The sequence below is a fragment of the Clostridium sp. Marseille-P2415 genome, assembly GCF_900155545.1.
Classification (GTDB): domain Bacteria; phylum Bacillota; class Clostridia; order Lachnospirales; family Lachnospiraceae; genus Lacrimispora.
Genome location: NZ_LT732526.1, coordinates 1,813,390 through 1,831,252, shown reverse-complemented (window position 1 = coordinate 1,831,252; position 17,863 = coordinate 1,813,390). Strand labels below are relative to the sequence as shown.

The 17,863-nt window shown below is 45.3% G+C and carries 12 protein-coding genes and 2 pseudogenes; 9 read left to right on the top strand and 5 right to left on the bottom strand.

Annotated elements, in window-relative coordinates; genetic code table 11:
* Together BQ9856_RS24985 and BQ9856_RS13365 are read right to left on the bottom strand one after the other, a co-directional pair.
* A pseudogene (locus BQ9856_RS24985) lies at positions 1-938 on the bottom strand (hypothetical protein); the annotation flags it as partial.
* An 815-nt stretch (positions 939-1,753) separates the two neighbouring features.
* Entirely contained in the window at positions 1,754-2,563 is an 810-nt protein-coding gene (locus BQ9856_RS13365; protein WP_077611473.1) for a MerR family transcriptional regulator, read from the bottom strand.
* A gap of 192 nt (positions 2,564-2,755) precedes the next feature.
* On the opposite strand from BQ9856_RS13365, the gene BQ9856_RS13360 reads away from it, so the two are divergent.
* On the top strand, positions 2,756-4,045 hold the full coding sequence (locus tag BQ9856_RS13360; protein WP_077611472.1) for an FAD-dependent oxidoreductase: 1,290 nt from the start codon (positions 2,756-2,758) through the stop codon (positions 4,043-4,045).
* A 58-nt stretch (positions 4,046-4,103) separates the two neighbouring features.
* On the opposite strand, the gene asnB is transcribed toward BQ9856_RS13360, so the two are convergent.
* Both asnB and BQ9856_RS13350 read right to left on the bottom strand, forming a co-directional pair.
* On the bottom strand, positions 4,104-5,954 hold the full coding sequence (gene asnB / locus BQ9856_RS13355) for an asparagine synthase (glutamine-hydrolyzing) (protein ID WP_077611471.1): 1,851 nt from the start codon (positions 5,952-5,954) through the stop codon (positions 4,104-4,106).
* A 26-nt stretch (positions 5,955-5,980) separates the two neighbouring features.
* Positions 5,981-7,351, bottom strand: a complete 1,371-nt coding sequence (locus tag BQ9856_RS13350; RefSeq protein WP_077611470.1) for a citrate transporter — start codon at positions 7,349-7,351, stop codon at positions 5,981-5,983.
* A gap of 131 nt (positions 7,352-7,482) precedes the next feature.
* Between BQ9856_RS13350 and BQ9856_RS13345 the strand changes: the two genes are divergently transcribed.
* The 6 genes from BQ9856_RS13345 (at position 7,483) to BQ9856_RS13320 (ending at position 15,128) form a co-directional block, all read left to right on the top strand.
* A complete protein-coding gene (locus BQ9856_RS13345) occupies positions 7,483-9,342 on the top strand; it encodes an ATP-dependent nuclease (RefSeq protein WP_077611469.1) in 1,860 nt (619 codons plus the stop codon).
* Positions 9,343-9,456: 114 nt separating this feature from the next.
* A complete protein-coding gene (gene xylB, locus BQ9856_RS13340) occupies positions 9,457-10,980 on the top strand; it encodes a xylulokinase (RefSeq protein WP_077611468.1) in 1,524 nt (507 codons plus the stop codon).
* Between the two features lie 42 nt (positions 10,981-11,022).
* Positions 11,023-11,676, top strand: a complete 654-nt coding sequence (fsa, locus tag BQ9856_RS13335) for a fructose-6-phosphate aldolase (RefSeq protein ID WP_077611467.1) — start codon at positions 11,023-11,025, stop codon at positions 11,674-11,676.
* A 19-nt stretch (positions 11,677-11,695) separates the two neighbouring features.
* Complete coding sequence (locus BQ9856_RS13330) at positions 11,696-12,322, top strand: DUF4867 family protein (RefSeq protein ID WP_077611466.1); 627 nt, start codon at positions 11,696-11,698, stop codon at positions 12,320-12,322.
* 75 nt (positions 12,323-12,397) lie between these two features.
* The gene (locus tag BQ9856_RS13325; protein ID WP_077611465.1) at positions 12,398-13,876 is read left to right on the top strand and encodes an L-fucose/L-arabinose isomerase family protein; all 1,479 of its coding nucleotides are present in this window, start codon (positions 12,398-12,400) and stop codon (positions 13,874-13,876) included.
* A gap of 481 nt (positions 13,877-14,357) precedes the next feature.
* Entirely contained in the window at positions 14,358-15,128 is a 771-nt protein-coding gene (locus BQ9856_RS13320) for an expansin EXLX1 family cellulose-binding protein (protein ID WP_328587250.1), read from the top strand.
* 177 nt (positions 15,129-15,305) lie between these two features.
* Here BQ9856_RS13320 and BQ9856_RS13315 read toward each other — a convergent pair whose 3' ends face one another.
* Positions 15,306-15,593, bottom strand: a complete 288-nt coding sequence (locus tag BQ9856_RS13315) for a putative quinol monooxygenase (protein ID WP_077611464.1) — start codon at positions 15,591-15,593, stop codon at positions 15,306-15,308.
* A 148-nt stretch (positions 15,594-15,741) separates the two neighbouring features.
* Here BQ9856_RS13315 and BQ9856_RS13310 point away from each other — a divergent pair, with 148 nt between their 5' ends.
* Together BQ9856_RS13310 and BQ9856_RS13305 are read left to right on the top strand one after the other, a co-directional pair.
* On the top strand, positions 15,742-16,464 hold the full coding sequence (locus tag BQ9856_RS13310) for a DUF434 domain-containing protein (protein WP_235839208.1): 723 nt from the start codon (positions 15,742-15,744) through the stop codon (positions 16,462-16,464).
* A gap of 794 nt (positions 16,465-17,258) precedes the next feature.
* Positions 17,259-17,863: pseudogene (locus BQ9856_RS13305) on the top strand (hypothetical protein); the annotation flags it as partial.

Sequence of the window (17,863 nt, the reverse complement as noted above, 5' to 3'; positions counted from 1 at the left end):
CCAGTATCCCCAGTAGGGCCAGTATCTCCGGTAGGTCCGGTGTCGCCGGTAGGTCCAGTATCGCCGGTCGGTCCAGTAGGTCCGGTGTCGCCGGTAGGTCCAGTATCGCCAGTAGGTCCGGTATCGCCCGTCGGCCCCGTAGGTCCAGTGTCGCCGGTAGGCCCGGTATCGCCAGTAGGTCCAGTATCCCCAGTAGGGCCAGTATCTCCGGTCGGCCCGGTATCGCCAATCGGTCCAGTGTCACCGGTAGGCCCGGTATCGCCGGTCGGTCCAGTATCCCCAGTAGGCCCGGTATCGCCTGTCAGCCCGGGGTCGCCAGTAGGCCCAGTATCGCCAGTAGGCCCGGTGTCGCCAGTCGGTCCAGTGTCGCCGATAGGCCCGGTGTCGCCAGTCGGTCCAGTATCGCCGGTCGGTCCGGTATCCCCCATCGGTCCAGTGTCACCAGTAGGTCCGATATCACCGGTCGGTCCAGTGTCGCCGGTCGGTCCAGTGTCGCCAGTAGGTCCGGTGTCCCCAGTAGGGCCATTTTCAGAAATGTCATCCTCTATAACAACAAGAGTAGCCTTCAATGGTACGATAGAGGAATAAAAGAATGCATCTGTACTGGCATTAATTAGTGAAAGTTCTACTGGTGCAGAAGTAACTTCAATAATTCCTATACCAACAACTTCTGCTGTCTTTGTCGGGGAATTGCCTTCCAGAAAATCCCCTTGTGAAGAGGTCAAAGCGAATACTGCACCATTGGTTGATGCAGAAGATTGTGTAGTAACCCACCAATTAACTACATATCTTCCTGGTTCATTAAATGTAATCACACCGGTTATGGAATTGTAGCTTATGTTTCCAGACGAAAAAACCGTAGTATCAAAGATGACATTGGCGCCATTTGCTACAGATCCGGCAGCGATGCGTTCTATTTGAAGTGCTATATTACTCATTTGATAGATTACTCCCTTTCTTGATTAATTGGTTCAAAGGCTTTTGTATATCTCCAGGCGGTTAAAAATTTTGTCATAGGCCATGGTTTAGAAGAATTGTTTATTATATAAATATGCAGAAAAAGGAGCTTGTTTCATGGCTCTGGACGAGCTTAAGTTATATGAGAATTTGGAAAACTGCTTTTCCGATGGCCTTCGCAGCAAATACAGCTTTTTTTGAAATAGTAAAGAAAAGGAGATATTCTGAAAAACAGATAAAAAAAGCACAGCAAAGGCTGTACTGAAGTGTGTCAATGTTATGCAGAGAGTCTTTAGAACTATAGCTATCGGATCAGCCTTCGTTAGGTGGTTAAGAGTTGAGATTCTACCGAGCCGTTAACGTTTTAATGAGGAATATGGATTCTTACCGGAAATACTTTATTTTGTTGAATGGCTTCAAAAATAATAAATTCACTCATATGATTTAATGGTTTTGTTAACCGGATTTAAGAAAAAAGCACAGCATCCAAGAGCAATAAAACGTATTACGAAGAAAAATGCCTGTAACTGTTCTCAGAATGAATTTTTGAAATTTAGATTTGGAAATACCAGGAAAGATCAACCTGATAGGAACAAGGTATCCAGTCAAAGCTCTTCCCTTATTTTAAAATGCGAAATCTGACGGAGAGGAATCATATTTTCTGCCGTCAAATTCGCATATAAATGTTTCTTTCCCTTCTGTGAAGAAAGTTTTACCGTATTCAGAAAAAATCTTTCAAATTCCTGTTACATGCAAAGGTTAAAGACAAAATTGCATGTTCTCAGGGAACGATTTATCAGTTATCACATCTCTTAGCATGAACCGGCAGGTACAGCTCAATATAATGAGCGGGCCCAGCCCCATCTTCTTCCTGATTCTCTTTTGGCTTTTCATGGAATAGACAGCTTAATAAATATCCGCTGTAAGCTACGCCGAGAAGAGAATAACCTTTGTTCTTTGCCCAGTCTGCTGCATTTAGAATCGCCTGCTGCTCTGGTATGGGGCTATTCGAGGCTATAACGGTATAAACACAGCACTCATGCTGGATCATGGGACAGTGAACCAATGCCTGTTCCATTTTCATGATGGCTGCAGTATCCGCAGAAAGCAGGAAGGATTCATCGGTCTGGTACACACATTGCTCTTCGATCCGGTATTCCTGATAAATATAACATAAATCGGAGATATCCATTATATCGATGAGACTGTCATCTGTCATCTGGTAGTAGCGCTGCAGGGGACGGATGTCGTAACGGTTTAGGCACTGTTCCACATTTTGATAGAGCTGCTGTAAATGCTTTAAATGGATAAGTGACTGCCGGTGTTGCTCGACCTGGAGTTTTTCCTCCGCAATTTTTTCCTGAATCATGGAACGATAAGAATGAAAGGAGCTCTTAAACAGTATCCGGTTAATATCTTCAATGCTGAAGTTCAGTCTGCGGTAAAACATGATGCTTAAGAGCATGCGGATATCTTCATATGTATAGCTTCGGTAGCCGTTTTTCTGTTTTTCCGGATGGATCATTCCTTTTTTTTCATAAAACCGAAGGGTATCCCGGCTTAAACCTAAACGACTGGAGACTTCTCCAATGCTGTATTTTTTCATGGTAATTCCTCATTTCAGTCTAGTATTACTGTTCTATTTTACCATAAAAGGGAGTCTTTGCTGCCTTACGGTTTTCTTTCTATGTTTACGAAATATTAACAGAAAGAATCTTGAAATAGTAAAAAACTGTGTTATGATTACATCAGTAATGAAGCTTGTTATTATATAGGAACGTGAGAAAGGGGGATTTACATGGCGGAAGGTAAGCAGAAACTGGTAAAATGCCTGGTGTGCGGCGCTGTATTTGAAGAAGGGATTCCGGTGTGTCCGGTTTGCGGAGTTGGACCGGAGAATTTTGTCCCTTATGGGGAAGAGGAGCAGGAGTTTCATAAAGACACAGAGGAGCTGTACCTCATACTGGGCAATGGGGCAGCCGGTGTGAGCGCAGCGGAAGCGGTTCGGGATAGAAATTCCACCTGCTCGATCGTAATGGTGACGAAAGAAGATTCGCTGCCATATTCCAGGCCCATGCTGACCAAGGCTGTGATGGGGAAAGATGAGAGGGAAGAACTGCTTCTTCATGATCCGGCCTGGTATGAAGAACGGCGTATCTTAAATCTCACGGGAAAAAAGGCAGAGAAAATAGACATCAAAGAAAAGGAGGTAGTCTTTGAGGACGGAATCCGGCTAAAATATGATAAATGTATTTATGCCCTGGGATCCGAATGTTTCATTCCGCCAATTCAGGGCCATGAAAGAAATGAGGTAATAGCCATACGGCGGCTCTCCGATACGGAGAAAATCAATTCCCTTCTTCCGGAATCCAGGAGTGCTGTGATCATCGGAGGCGGGGTATTGGGGCTGGAGGCGGCGTGGGAGCTCAAGCTGGCCGGACTTTCCGTAACAATTCTGGAACAGGAGGATCAGCTTATGAAGCGGCAGCTGGATGCAGAAGCCGGCGAATTTTTAAAATCCTTGATCCTGGAAAAAGGGATTGAAATGAAGTTCAATGTGAAAACCCAGGAGATAGAAGGCAACCATAAGGTGACCGGTGTCAGGCTGGAAGATGGTACGGTAATTCCTGCCGGGCTTGTGATCATATCCGCAGGAGTCCGTGCTAATGTTTCCCTGGCAGAAGGGGCCGGAGCCCGGACCGGACGTGCGGTGATGGTAAATGAACACATGGAGACCTCCCTTCCCGGCATTTACGCCTGCGGTGATTGTGCGGAATATGAAGGGATTAATTATGCGATCTGGCCCCAGGCTGTGGAAATGGGGAAGGCGGCAGGAGCCAATGCGGCCGGTGAGAGGGTTTCCTATAAAACCGTGACAGCAGCACTCACCTTTCACGGCATGGATACTTCTCTGTTCGCAGTAGGAGATACAGGAAAAAATCCCGAAAAAGCTTATGAGGTACGGAGGGAAGAAGATACGGCCGGGAAAATATACAAAGCTTATTATTGTGAGGGCGGTAAACTGGTTGGAGCCATACTCATTGGTGATACATCGGATATGGGAAGGGTCCTGGAGGAAATCGAATAAAAGATTGAATGGAAAGAAGTGCGGTGTCCTCTGAGTTTGGAACCGCACTTCCTGATTTTTATTCTACTGAAATATGATATGCCTCCATCCAATAGTTGACCTGCAGAATGTAAGCGAGCATCTGGGGGCCTGCCATGAGCTGGCCGTACCAGGGTTTTCCGTAATCCGACGGGCTTATGAGGAATTTCTCCAGTTTTCCCTTATCCAGGAATTGCATAACCGGGGAGGAGGCATCGGACATCATTTCCCGCACCCGTTTGATTAAGAGCGCTTCGTAATTGGTGTCATAGGTTTTGGGATAAGGAGATTTCCTGCGGAACAGGATCTCGTCGGGTAAAAGTCCTTTTCCCGCCTGGCGCAGGAGATTCTTCACAATGCCATCTCTTGTTTTCATGTCCCAGGGAACATTCCACACGTATTCGATGATCCGGTGGTCTGCAAAGGGAACCCTGGCTTCCAGGCCGGAATACATGCTGTCGCGGTCCATGCGGTTTAATAAAGTCTGCATAAACCAGCGCAGATTTAAGTAGGAGATTTCCCTTCTCCGTGCCTCTTTGGGAGTATCCTCCGGGAGAACAGGCGTTTCACCCACGGATTTTTCGTAAGTTTCCTGTACATATGCTTCCATTCCCAGATAGTCAAGGAAGTCATCGCTCAGTATCACCTTTCTGGGTTCCAAGTCCATGGTCCAGGGGAAGGTATGGGCTTTAAAGCATTCTTCTTTGTGAAACCAGGGGTAGCCTCCGAATATTTCATCGGCACATTCACCGGTCAGTGTCACTTTATTATACTGTTTGACCAGAGAACAGAAATGGAGGAGGGAAGAGTCAATATCCCCCATGGCAGGCAGGTCATGAGCCAGAACGGAATCGTACAGCCGGTCTGCCTGGGTAACATTGTCACATTCCAGGTAATGATGGTCAGAATCCAGGAATTTTACCATCCGGTCCACAAAGGGGCGGTCCTGGGAGGGCTGAAACGCACTGGCTTTAAAGTATTTGTCATTATTGACAAAATCAAAGGAAAAGGTTGTGAGTCTCTTCCCCTGTTTCTTAAGCTCTGCGGAGCAAACCGCTGAAACCAGGCTGGAATCCACTCCGCCGGATAAAAAGGTACAGATAGGAACGTCGGAAACCATCTGGCGCCTAATGGAATCCTGGACGAGGAAGGATGTCTTTTCAATGGTTTCTTCGTAGCTGTCTTCGTGGGGCCTGCTTTCCAGCTTCCAGTAGCAATTATGGCGGAAACCGTCTTTGGAACAAAGAAGCATGTGGCCGGGAAGCAGTTCGTCTATTCCTTTAAAAATCCCGCAGCCATAGGTACGGGCCGGACCTATGGAAAACACCTCATTTAATCCTTTCCTGTCCAAAACAGGTTTTATATCCGGATAGGCAAAGATTCCTTTCAGTTCAGATGCGAAAATGATTTCTTCATTCCGGATCGTATAAAAGAGAGGCTTTATTCCGGAACGGTCCCGGAAGAGACAGAAACGGTCCCGGACCGGATCCATAATGGCAAAGGCGAAAATGCCGTTTAACTGTTTTACAAAGTCAGGGCCATATTCCATATATCCGGTCAGAATCACTTCCGTATCGGAGGTAGTAGAAAAGGAATGTCCACGCTCTATTAAGTCCCGGCGGAGCTCTTTTGTGTTGTAAAGCTCTCCATTGTATACAATTCCAAAGGTATTACCTGCTTCCGTTTTTTTCATGGGCTGGCGGCCGTTTGTTAAATCGATGATGGATAAACGGGCATGGGACATGCCTCCGTGCTTGAAAAGCCAGATCCCTGAGTCATCAGGTCCCCGGTGTCTCTGAATGGCTGACATCCGTTCCAATATATCTTCATAATGGAATTTATCTTCCTGGTAATCTTGATTCGGATTGTAAAAACCAGCAATACCACACATGGCAATTCCTCCTTATGTCTGAATCATTATAAAAGAAAACAGGAAACAGCAAAAGTCGCCAGAAAACCGATGATGACCGGAGGAAGATTTTTTCTGGCAAGCTCCAGCGGATTTACACTGCATATGGCTGCAACGGGTATAAGACCCCAGGGAACAATGGTCCCGCCCCCGACAAAAATAGCGGTGATCTGTCCGAGAGAAGCCAGGACAGGAACCGAAGCCCCCACTGCGGTGCCAAAGGTGTGGGCCAAAGAACCCGTAAGCGGGAGGCCGGAAAAGCCCGAGCCATCTAACCCCGTTAAGCTTCCCAGCGCCATCTGCAAAAGTGCTGCCATATATTTGTTGATCGGAGCATTATGGGCCAGCCAGATGGCCCAGTCATTCAGGATGCCTCTTTGAAACTGTTCTCCCATGATGGAGGAGATCCCCCCTCCTCCCAAAAAGAAAAAGGCCCCGATGATGATGACGGGAGCGAAGATCCGAATGGCGAAAAGAAAGCCTTCGGTTACATAATTCGTTACTTTTTCCAGGGACTGTTTCCCAAAGCCTGAGACAGCACCGATGCACATGATCAGGATAGCCGTACCGGAAACCATGCTGGTGGCCTCCCCGCCTTTTAAACCAAACGCCAGCATAAGAAGAATGTCAGCCAGGAAAAACAGAGGGGTAAGGATTGCCATTGCGATGGCGGCTGTTCCGATATCCGGGTTTCCTTCGTTGTTCTGGATATGGATTTCCTGGCAGCAGGCAGCAATTTCTTTCCTGTTTAACAGATATGCGGAAACGGCCGTAACAATGCCCATTACCAGAAAAAGGGGCCGCCCCTTGGTCAGGATGTCGGAAGCAGAGATGGCTGCAGCACCTGCAGAAATGGAGGGAGCTCCCTGGATTACAAAATCGCAGCTTAAAGCAATTCCATGGCCGAACAGGTTTATGGCCATGGCAGCAGCCAGGGGATCCAAACCGGCTTTGACAGCAAAGGGCAGCATAATGGCTCCTACGAGAGCCACTGATGGGGAAGGCCAGAGAAAGAGGGAGAATACCAGCATGGTCATGCCCAGGATCCACCAGGTGATGGAAGGGGATTTCATGATCTTTGACATGGGAATCATCATCAGGTAGTCGCTTCCTAAGTCTTTTAAGCATTTGGACAGAGCTGTGACAAGCGCAATGGTAGCGATAATATCCATAAACTCCCTGGAAGCATACAGGATGGCATTGAATACGGTCATGATGCCTCCGGTTACGGATCTCAGGCCAACAAGGCCCAGCAGGAACAGGAAGGCAATACAGACCAAAGGGGTATCTTTTCTGAGAACCATGACAGCCAGGATTACAATGACGCCAATGAGATAAATATAGTGCAAAGGTGTCAGCACCAGATAAGAATCAAACATAGGAACCACTCCTGCGAAAAGAATATAATTTATACTATGACAGATGAGAATGGGCAGTGTGATTTTTTTTGCGGCAGAACTTGAAATTTTCCTTTCTGCCTTTTATACTTTGTTTTATAAAGGAGAGGCCTATGCAGATCACATCGGTACATATTAAAAATTTTAAATCGATCCGGGATATGGAAATTATGGGTATTGAGAATGCCCTGATTCTGGTCGGGAAAAACAATACCGGAAAAACCGGAATTTTAGATGCCATACGGGCAGCCGCAGGAGTCTATGAGGTTACGGCAGAGGATTTTAATGAGAAGAAACAGAACATTGAGATAACCATGACTCTGGGAATCACGCAGGATGACTTAAAGCTGTTTCACGGGAGCGGCACCGTGAGCCAGTATAAGCGTTTCGATGCGTGGTTTCATGACTTCCAGGCAAAACTTCCCTCTTATCAGGAGAGAAGCCTGACCTTTACCTACCAGGTCAATTGGAATGGGGAAATCCGCTTTCATGACGGTTACCGGAAGAATAACCGGTATATCAGTGAGATATTTCCCAGGCTTTACTACATTGATTCGGAACGGGATCTAAACCAGTTCCAGAATGATCTTTTACTGTTCCAGGAGGATGACCAGCTGGTTAAATTAAGAAGCCGTGTATGCATGTTTGATGGTGCCAGGGAGTGCAACCATTGTTTTAAGTGCATCGGTCTGATCAACCAGAAGAAGCCGGAAGACTTACAGATTTATGAGACTGCAAAGCTGCTGGAATATAAGATTTACCAGCTGAATTTAAATGATTTTGCTGCAAAAGTCAACGAGAATTATAGAAAAAACGGGGGATACGAAGAGATCCGCTTCTCCTTAAGCATAAGTCCCGATGAGATGTTTCAAGTGACTGCGGAAACCTATCATGTGGAGAGGAGAAAGCTAAGTCCCATCGGCAATTTGAGCAATGGCATGAAGAGTTTGTACATGCTGTCCCTTTTGGAGACCTATACAGAAGATGAAAAAAGAATTCCAAGCATTGTCATTGTAGAGGACCCGGAGATTTTCCTTCATCCCCAGCTTCAGAAAATTTCCAGTGAAATCCTGTACCGTTTATCCAAGAAGAATCAGGTGATTTTTACCACTCATTCTCCCAATATGCTGTTTAATTTCACCCGGCGCCAGATCAGGCAGGTAGTTTTAGAACGGGACGGTTATTCTGTGGTTAAGACAAGAACCGATATTGATGCCATTCTTAATGATCTGGGCTATGGCGCCAATGACCTTTTAGGGGTCAGCTTTGTGTTCATCGTGGAGGGAAAGCAGGATAAGAGCCGCCTGCCTCTTCTGCTGGAGAAATATTATTCGGAAATTCATGACAGAGAGGGAAACCTTTCCAGAATCTCCATTATTACAACAAACAGCTGCACCAATATAAAAACCTATGCCAATTTAAAATACATGAATCAGGTATACTTGCGGGATCAGTTTCTGATGATCCGGGATGGGGATGGAAAGAACCCGGAGGAGCTGGCCGGCCAGCTCTGCCGGTATTATGATGAACGCAATCTGGAGGAAATCGATAAACTGCCGAAGGTGACCAGAAGGAATGTTCTCATATTAAAGTATTATTCTTTTGAAAATTATTTCCTGAATCCAAAGGTCATGGCAGAGCTGGGGATCGTGGAAAGCGAAGAGGCATTTTACCGGATTTTATTTGAGAAATGGCAGGAGTATCTTTACCGGCTGAAGAGCGCAAAGCAATTCCTGGATGCGGTGGGCAGTGATATAAAATCCATAGAAGAATTAAAAGCTCATATGGAGGAATTCAAGATTTATATGCGGGGGCATAACCTGTATGATATATTCTATGGACCTTATAAAAAGCAGGAGAGGGAGCTGTTAAAGCGGTACATTGAGCTGGCTCCCCGGGAGGATTTTAAGGATATTTTAGATGCCATAGACAGGTTCGTTTATTTTGAAAGCAGGAAGGCAGCCTCCCCCTAAATATCCATGTAATAAAAGTGCAAGAAAGTGCTATTACTTGGACAAATAAAAGCACGCTTTTTTATGGCAGGTATATTATAATCAGAATGAGAGACTTTACGAGGAGGTATCAGGATGAATTATCTGATTGGAATCGATGTGGGGACATCGGCGACAAAGACAGTCCTGTTCGATGAAGGAGGGCATGTGGCCGCTTCTGCATCCAGGGAATATCCCCTGTATCAGCCCCATAACGGCTGGGCGGAGCAAAAGCCGGAGGACTGGCGGGATGCGGTTTTAGAAACCCTTTCCCAGGTTGTAACAGAGTCAGGAGTTCTAAAAGAAGATATTAAAGGCATCGGGATTTCAGGTCAGATGCACGGCCTGGTAATGCTTGATGAAAACAATGAGGTGATACGCCCCTCCATCATCTGGTGCGATCAGCGGACCGGAGCCGAAGTGGAGGACATGTTAAACCTTATGCCAAGAGAACGCTGGATTGAGATTACCGCAAATCCGCCGCTTACAGGCTGGACGGCAGCTAAGATATTATGGGTAAGAAAAAATGAGCCGGAGCATTATCAAAGGTGCAGACATATCCTTTTGCCTAAGGACTATATCCGTTTCGTGCTGACCGGTATTTATGCGACAGAAGTCTCCGATGCCAGCGGTATGCAGCTTTTGGATGTGCCGGGGCGGTGCTGGTCCGATGAAGTCCTGCATAAACTGGATATTGATCCGGAGCTTTTAGGAAATGTGTTTGAATCCTGTGAGGTAACGGGAAGCCTTCTTCCTGAGATCGCAGAAAGAACAGGACTTTCAATCGGGACAAAGGTTGTGGGAGGGGCTGGAGACAACGCGGCCGCCGCAGTCGGGACCGGAGTCGTGAGAGACGGGACGGCTTTTACAACCATTGGAACCTCGGGAGTCGTATTCGCCCACAGCAGCCAGGTAACCATTGATCCGAAGGGAAGAGTGCATACGTGCTGCAGTGCGGTACCGGGAGCTTGGCATGTGATGGGAGTGACCCAGGCAGCAGGACTGTCCTTAAAATGGTTTAAGGATAATTTATGCCACGATTATGTGGAGGAAGCAAAGAGACAGGGGGTTGATGTCTACGATCTCATTAATAAGGATGTAAGCCAGGTGGAAGCAGGAAGTGATAAATTAATTTATCTGCCTTACCTGATGGGGGAGAGAACTCCTCATCTGGACCCGGACTGCCGGGGAGTATTCTTTGGGCTTTCGGCCATACATACAAAAGCCCATATGCTGCGCGCCGTCATGGAAGGGGTCTCTTATTCTCTCAGCGACTGCAACGACATTCTGAAGGAGATGGGGATTTTAGTCGGACAGATGATGGCATGCGGAGGCGGAGGAAAGAGCCCGGTATGGCGCCAGATGCTGGCAGACATGTATGACTGCGAGGTAAAAACCGTGGTCCAGACGGAAGGACCGGCCCTGGGCGTAGCCATACTGGCAGGAGTGGGCTGCGGAATTTATGAGAGCGTGGAAGCTGCCTGTGATGCTTTGATTTCCGAAGACAAGCTGGCAGGTCCGAATGCCAGACAGGCCGAGCTCTACAGCCAATATCATCAGCTATACAAGAAGCTGTATGCAGATTTGAAGGATAGTTATAAAATGCTTGCAGCTTTATAAAATACATTTTAACAGAAAAAGGAAAAACAGGAGGAATGGGATATGCGTTTTTTTATTGACACGGCAAATGTAGATGAAATCAGAATGGCCAATGAGATGGGAATAATATGCGGCGTTACTACGAATCCGTCCCTGATTGCAAAGGAAGGACGGGATTTTAAGCAGGTAATCGGGGAAATCGCTTCCATTGTTGACGGGCCGATCAGCGGAGAGGTGAAGGCCACTACGGTTGATGCGGAAGGCATGATAAAGGAAGGACGGGAGATCGCAGCGATCCATCCCAATATGGTGGTGAAGATACCCATGACCGTAGAGGGCTTAAAGGCTGTAAAGGCACTGAATGCGGAAGGAATCCGGACGAATGTTACCCTGGTATTTTCCGCTGCCCAGGCGCTTTTGGCAGCAAGAGCGGGCGCTTCCTATGTATCCCCGTTTCTCGGGCGGCTGGATGACATATCCATGCCGGGAATCGATCTGATCGGGGATATCATGGAAATATTCCAGGTACACGGAATTGAGACGAAGATTATCGCAGCCAGTGTGCGCAATCCGATCCACGTGATCGACTGCGCCAGGGCAGGGGCCGATATTGCCACGGTTCCTTATAAGGTGCTGGTCCAGATGACGCAGCACCCGTTGACGGACCAGGGAATCGAAAAATTTAAAAAGGATTATCTGGCAGTATTCGGAGAATAGAAAAAGAGAGGCAGGAATCATGGGATTAGCGTACAAAACAGTGACAGACCCGGCTTTTGGCGTTTATGGAAAAGTGGTAACGGGCTATGAGGTAGGGGAACTGTTGGAAAAGATGGGGGAAACACCTCTTCCGGCAGATGTGGTTTACGTCCCGTCAGTAAAAGAATTGGAAGCCCTGGCGGTCTCGGACGAGATGGAAAAGAAATTATTCGGCCAGATGCCGGTCCAGGTAGGCTACTGCAACGGTCACAATAAAAGACTGAACGCAGTGGAATACCACAGGAATTCAGAGATTAATATTGCTGTGACAGATCTGGTGCTGATCCTGGGAAAGCAGCAGGATATTACACCAGAATATACGTATGATTCAGGCAAAATGGAAGCATTCCTTGTTCCGGCGGGGACTGTAATCGAGGTTTATGCAACAACGCTCCATTATGCACCGTGCCATGTAGAGGAAGGCGGTTTCCGCTGTGTGGTGATTCTTCCAAAGGATACGAATACGGATCTGGAACCTGTAAAGGAAATGGCGAATGGAGAGGACCGGCTGCTATTTGCCAGGAACAAATGGCTGATCGGCCATAAAGAGGGCGGGCTCCCGAGTCAGGCCTATATCGGCATACTAGGGGAAAACTTAACGATCTAATAAAGAAGCTATACCAAAATAACCAGGCACGTAACCCAGCAGGAATGCCTGAAAGTTAACAGGAGGAGTCATAATATGATCAATATCCCGGAATTAAAAGTAGGAATCGTAGCTGTAAGCAGGGACTGTTTCCCGGAAACTCTTTCAGTGAACAGGAGAAAGGCCCTGGTCAAGGCCTATGAAGAAAAATATGATGCCAGGAATATCTACGAATGCCCTGTCTGCATCGTGGAAAGTGAAATCCATATGGTACAGGCGCTGGAGGATGTAAAGGAGGCCGGCTGCAATGCACTGGTGGTATACCTTGGAAATTTCGGCCCGGAGATTTCAGAAACCCTTCTTGCAAAGCATTTTGACGGACCGGTCATGTTCATCGCAGCGGCAGAGGAGAGCGGAGATAATTTAACCCAGGGGCGCGGTGATGCATACTGCGGCATGTTAAATGCCAGCTATAACTTAAAGCTTAGAAATATCAAGGCGTACATACCGGAATATCCGGTTGGAACAGCTGAGGAATGTGCTGACATGATTGAAGAATTCCTACCGGTTGCCAGGACTCTGGCAGGCCTTTCAAGCTTAAAGATCATAAGCTTTGGCCCGCGTCCGTTAAACTTTCTGGCATGCAACGCACCAATTAAGCAGCTTTATAATCTGGGCGTGGAGATTGAAGAAAACTCTGAACTGGATTTGTTTGAAGCCTATAATAAGCATGCAGATGATCCGAGAATTCCGGATGTGGTAAAGGAAATGGAGGAAGAACTGGGAGAGGGAAATAAAAAGCCGGAAATCCTTCCTAAGCTTGCTCAGTACGAGCTGACCTTGTTAGACTGGGTGGAGGACCACCGCGGATACCGTAAGTATGTTGCAATTGCAGGTAAATGCTGGCCTGCATTCCAGACCCAGTTCGGATTTGTTCCCTGCTATGTGAACAGCCGCCTGACCGGAATGGGTATTCCGGTTTCCTGTGAAGTAGATATTTACGGGGCGCTCAGTGAGTTTATCGGAACCTGTGTCAGCATGGATGCCGTAACCCTGCTTGATATCAACAATACAGTTCCGGATGATATGTATGACGGGGATATTAAGGGTAAATATGAATATACCCATCAGGATACCTTTATGGGCTTCCACTGTGGAAATACCTGCTCCCGAAAGCTGTCTGCCTGTTCCATGAAATATCAGATGATTATGGCAAGAGCTCTTCCGGAAGAGGTTACGCAGGGAACGCTTGAGGGAGATATCGCCCCTGGAGACATCACATTCTTCCGCTTACAGAGCACCGCAGACAATCTGCTGCGTGCTTATGTCGCTCAGGGAGAGGTGCTTCCGGTAGCCACCCGTTCCTTTGGTTCCATTGGTATCTTTGCCATTCCGGAAATGGGAAGGTTTTACCGTCATGTGTTGATTGAGAAGAACTTCCCGCACCACGGGGCAGTTGCCTTCGGACATTACGGCAAGGCCATATTTGAGGTATTTAAATACCTTGGGGTGGAGGAAATCGGCTTTAACCAGCCGAAAGGAATGCTTTATAAGACAGAAAATCCATTTGCTTAGAAGCCGCTTAGCATATGATTTTAAATTTGTAACTGTAGAGGAGGAAAGATTCCCAGGTGCCGGGAGTCTTTCTTTTTTTATGGATGTTGAGAACGCAATGCGTGGTTAAATTAATCGATAAACTAAAAATAGCTCTAAATAGTTAAAAATTAAAGAATGATTTAGAAGCATTAATAGAAAATTAAGACAATATTACTTAAAATGATACTAAATAAAGCTTTACTTGTTTAAAAAAATATGGTAAAATTTCACAAATAGAAAGGTGTACTGCAAAAGGAGGGATTTACCATTATTTTATGTTTTGCATAGTTCTTCATGAAAAATTTCTGATAAGACATATAAAAATAAATAGATTTCCTGATTTTTGTACATAAACAAGATTCGCCCTTTCTATTTTGCAACTGAAGAAAAGCATTTGTCTCTGGATATAGTGTACTGCATCCCAGAAGTGTATCTATTGAAAAAGAAAGGGGTTGTTAAAATGAAAAAACATGTAGTTTCAATTTTAATTGTATTCGCATTCACTTTATCAATAGGAGGAGTGAATGCATCCGCTGCTACTGCTTCTATAATGGATTTATCTGCGAATAAAGCAGTAAAAACGGCTGCAACTCTAAATGCCAGCGACGCTTGGGGGAAACTGCATTCAGGTTATGCTACCTACACCGGATCCGGATACTCAGGTGGATGTGCTCTTTTAGATCCAATTCCATCCAATATGGAGATAACAGCTTTAAATCCTGCGGATTATAATAGCTATGGTGTAAAAGCAGCACTGGCTGGAGCGTATCTGCAAGTGAAGGGTCCAAAAGGAACAACAACCGTATACGTCACCGATCTATACCCTGAAGGTGCCAATGGTGCACTTGATTTATGTCCTACTTCCTTTGCTAAGATAGGTGATGTTTCCGCAGGTAAAATCGACGTTCAATGGAAGGTTGTAAAAGCGCCGGTTACAGGAAATGTCTCTTACCGTATTAAAGAAGGGAGCAGTCAATGGTGGGCAGCGATTCAAGTAAGAAATCATAAATATCCTGTTTTGAAGATGGAATATTATAAAGATGGAAAATGGATTAACATGGAAAAAATGGAATATAACCATTTTGTTGCCACTAATATGGGGACAGGCACGATTAAAATCAGAATGACAGATATTCGTAATCAAGTGATAAAAGATACAATTAGCGCACTTCCGGAAAATGGTACTTCCGCTGCCTATATTGTTCCTGGAAATGTACAATTTCCTGATTAAGTCAAAGCGGGCATTTGCAATCCGCTTCGGTGCTTGATAAGGTTAAAATGTTTAACATGTATATGTAATAAAAATTACCAAAGTCTTTAAAGATGAATCGGCTTATCTTGACAGACTTTGGTTATTTTTTGCTTCATGGAAAATATCACATACAGTTGTTAATTCTGTAAATGAAAATCAGATTAAAACATTATTTACACTGATGTTCATGTCTCCTTCGGTCAAAGCTCCCAATTTTGGCAGAATGGCAGTAAAATGATCTGTTTTCATATGCACATCAAGGACATCCTGGTTTTCCCATCTTTCTACAAAAGCTACGGAATTATTTGAAGTAGTTTCCTGAATTAAATCATAGCTGATATTCCCTTTTTCTTTTCTGGTAGCGTCTACTAATTTTTGTGCCTCCGCTACAAATTTTTCCAATTTGCCTTCTTTAACTTGACATTTGGCAATCACGATAATCATAATATTATATTCTCCTTTGCAGTTTATTTTTAGTGTACACTTTTTTTACCGGTTTCTCAACCAAATATTTTAAAATAAGCTTGCAAACTTTTTTTGTTAAGTTAGAAATAGTCGGAAATCATAATAGATAAAGAAAGGAAAAGATATCGTGAACAATCAGGGAAAAAGAGGATCTTCACCGAAGGATGAACGGGAATTTGGCAATTCCTCCATGCAGACTCTATATAAAGCGGGGCGAGATATTTATTATTTAATAAATCATGGATATAAGATAAAAAATGCGGTTACGTTCGTCGGCAACCATTATTTATTGTCGGAAAGGCAACGGATCGCACTGGCCAGAGCGATTACATCCAACGAAGAATTGCAAAGGCGGAAAGAGAAAGAGGTTAAGAATAATTTAGAGGAGAAAACAGTATATATTGATGGATTTAATACGATAATCACGCTGGAAGTCGCGTTATCCGGTTCTCTGATTTTAAAATGCATGGATGAAACATTTCGGGATTTGGCAGGTTTACGGGGAAGCTACCGCATCATTTCGGAAACGAAGGAAGCGATTGCACTGATTGGCGAAGCATTACAAACAGAGAAGATTTCGAAAGCCGTATTTTTTTTAGATACACCGGTATCTAATTCGGGAAAATTAAAAGAACAGATCGCAGAGCAGCTCAGTTCCTTTTCGTTTGCGGTGGAAATACACAATATTTTTGAAGTCGACCGTACACTGGAGCAATTGGAAAATGTCATTACCTCGGATGCGATTATTTTAGACCGGTGCAAGAGCTGGATTAATTTAAATCAGAAAATCATAGAGGCAGGAACATTTTCATATCTTGATTTTAGTATAGAAAACCTGGAAGAAGAGTAAGAGATAGGAAGTAATGCAAATGTATCACCGAGTCAATGCAAGACCGTGTCCATTACCTTCACGATCGTTCTTGATATTTCATAGCCGCGTAAAAGTTTTGGACCAGGGAACTTGCCTTTGCCAGAAGCTTTGGTCTTTCAACAAGAAGTATTTAGGAATGCGATTCTTTATGATAATACTCTAGTATGGTTTTTTAAAGAATCGTAAAAATAGAGCATATTCAGGCTCTCCACTGTGAAGATTTTGTACAAGTTCAAAGAGAAACCATCAAATATATTGAACGATACAGTAATACTATGTGAAGGCATTTGGTATTCGGAAATATTTCTCCTTTTAAGTCAAAAAAACAGATCACATAAAATACGTTAACTTTATATTTGCAAGACTTTTAAACCTCTGATTATTTTGAGGTCCATTGTATTGAAAAAAGATAAAGATTTATTAGTTGTATGTTTTACGAGTAAGTTCCCAAATTCGATACCATATCATAAAATACTTATAGGCGTTATCATTATTTATGAATATACGTCAACATTATTTAAATGGGAGGATTTACTATGAGTAATATTGCTCTTCAAATAGAACTAAATATGGCTTCAACCGTGGATACTGGTGCAAATGTTCTTTTTGATACCATTGTCTACTCAGCGGGGAATATAATTTACACCCCAGCTACCGGTGTGGTAACCTTTTTGGAAGCTGGGAGATATGTTATTGACTGGTGGCTGGCAACGCAGTCATCACAATCGACAAATGGGACAGCCTTCGCTTTGTCTTCCTCACAGGGAGATTTTTTGGAAGGTAATTCTCCGATAAAAACAGGAGAGGTATTTGGCATTGGAATCGTTGATGTAGCTGCAGCTCCTGTCACCTTATCACTTGTAAATATTAGTACTGCAACGGTATTCTTTTCTCAAGAGGTTCCGTTAAGAGGAACTTTGGTTATTGTAGAAGATGATATCGTTCCGACCGGTCCGACGGGAGAAACTGGCCCAACAGGTCCGACGGGAGATACCGGTCCAACAGGTCCGACAGGGGATACTGGCCCAACAGGTCCGACGGGAGAAACTGGCCCAACAGGTCCGACGGGAGATACCGGTCTAACCGGCCCGACAGGAGATACCGGTCCAACCGGCCCGACAGGAGATACTGGCGCAACCGGCCCAACGGGAGAAACTGGCGCAACTGGTCCGACGGGAGATACCGGTCCAACCGGCCCGACGGGAGATACCGGCTCGACAGGTCCGACAGGAGATACTGGCGCAACTGGTCCGACGGGAGATACCGGTCCAACCGGCCCAACAGGAGATACCGGCCCGACAGGCCCAACGGGAGATACCGGCCCAACCGGCCCGACGGGAGATACCGGCTCGACTGGTCCTACAGGAGATACCGGCTC

What these genes read in the sequence shown, in the direction of transcription:
- BQ9856_RS13320 (WP_328587250.1), top strand. Translation starts at nt 14,358, where the DNA reads ATGAAAAAACATGTAGTTTCAATTTTAATTGTATTCGCATTCACTTTA.
- fsa (WP_077611467.1), top strand. Translation starts at nt 11,023, where the DNA reads ATGCGTTTTTTTATTGACACGGCAAATGTAGATGAAATCAGAATGGCC.
- BQ9856_RS13350 (WP_077611470.1), bottom strand. Translation starts at nt 7,351, where the DNA reads ATGTTTGATTCTTATCTGGTGCTGACACCTTTGCACTATATTTATCTC.
- BQ9856_RS13325 (WP_077611465.1), top strand. Translation starts at nt 12,398, where the DNA reads ATGATCAATATCCCGGAATTAAAAGTAGGAATCGTAGCTGTAAGCAGG.
- asnB (WP_077611471.1), bottom strand. Translation starts at nt 5,954, where the DNA reads ATGTGTGGTATTGCTGGTTTTTACAATCCGAATCAAGATTACCAGGAA.
- BQ9856_RS13330 (WP_077611466.1), top strand. Translation starts at nt 11,696, where the DNA reads ATGGGATTAGCGTACAAAACAGTGACAGACCCGGCTTTTGGCGTTTAT.
- BQ9856_RS13360 (WP_077611472.1), top strand. Translation starts at nt 2,756, where the DNA reads ATGGCGGAAGGTAAGCAGAAACTGGTAAAATGCCTGGTGTGCGGCGCT.
- BQ9856_RS13315 (WP_077611464.1), bottom strand. Translation starts at nt 15,593, where the DNA reads ATGATTATCGTGATTGCCAAATGTCAAGTTAAAGAAGGCAAATTGGAA.
- xylB (WP_077611468.1), top strand. Translation starts at nt 9,457, where the DNA reads ATGAATTATCTGATTGGAATCGATGTGGGGACATCGGCGACAAAGACA.
- BQ9856_RS13345 (WP_077611469.1), top strand. Translation starts at nt 7,483, where the DNA reads ATGCAGATCACATCGGTACATATTAAAAATTTTAAATCGATCCGGGAT.
- BQ9856_RS13365 (WP_077611473.1), bottom strand. Translation starts at nt 2,563, where the DNA reads ATGAAAAAATACAGCATTGGAGAAGTCTCCAGTCGTTTAGGTTTAAGC.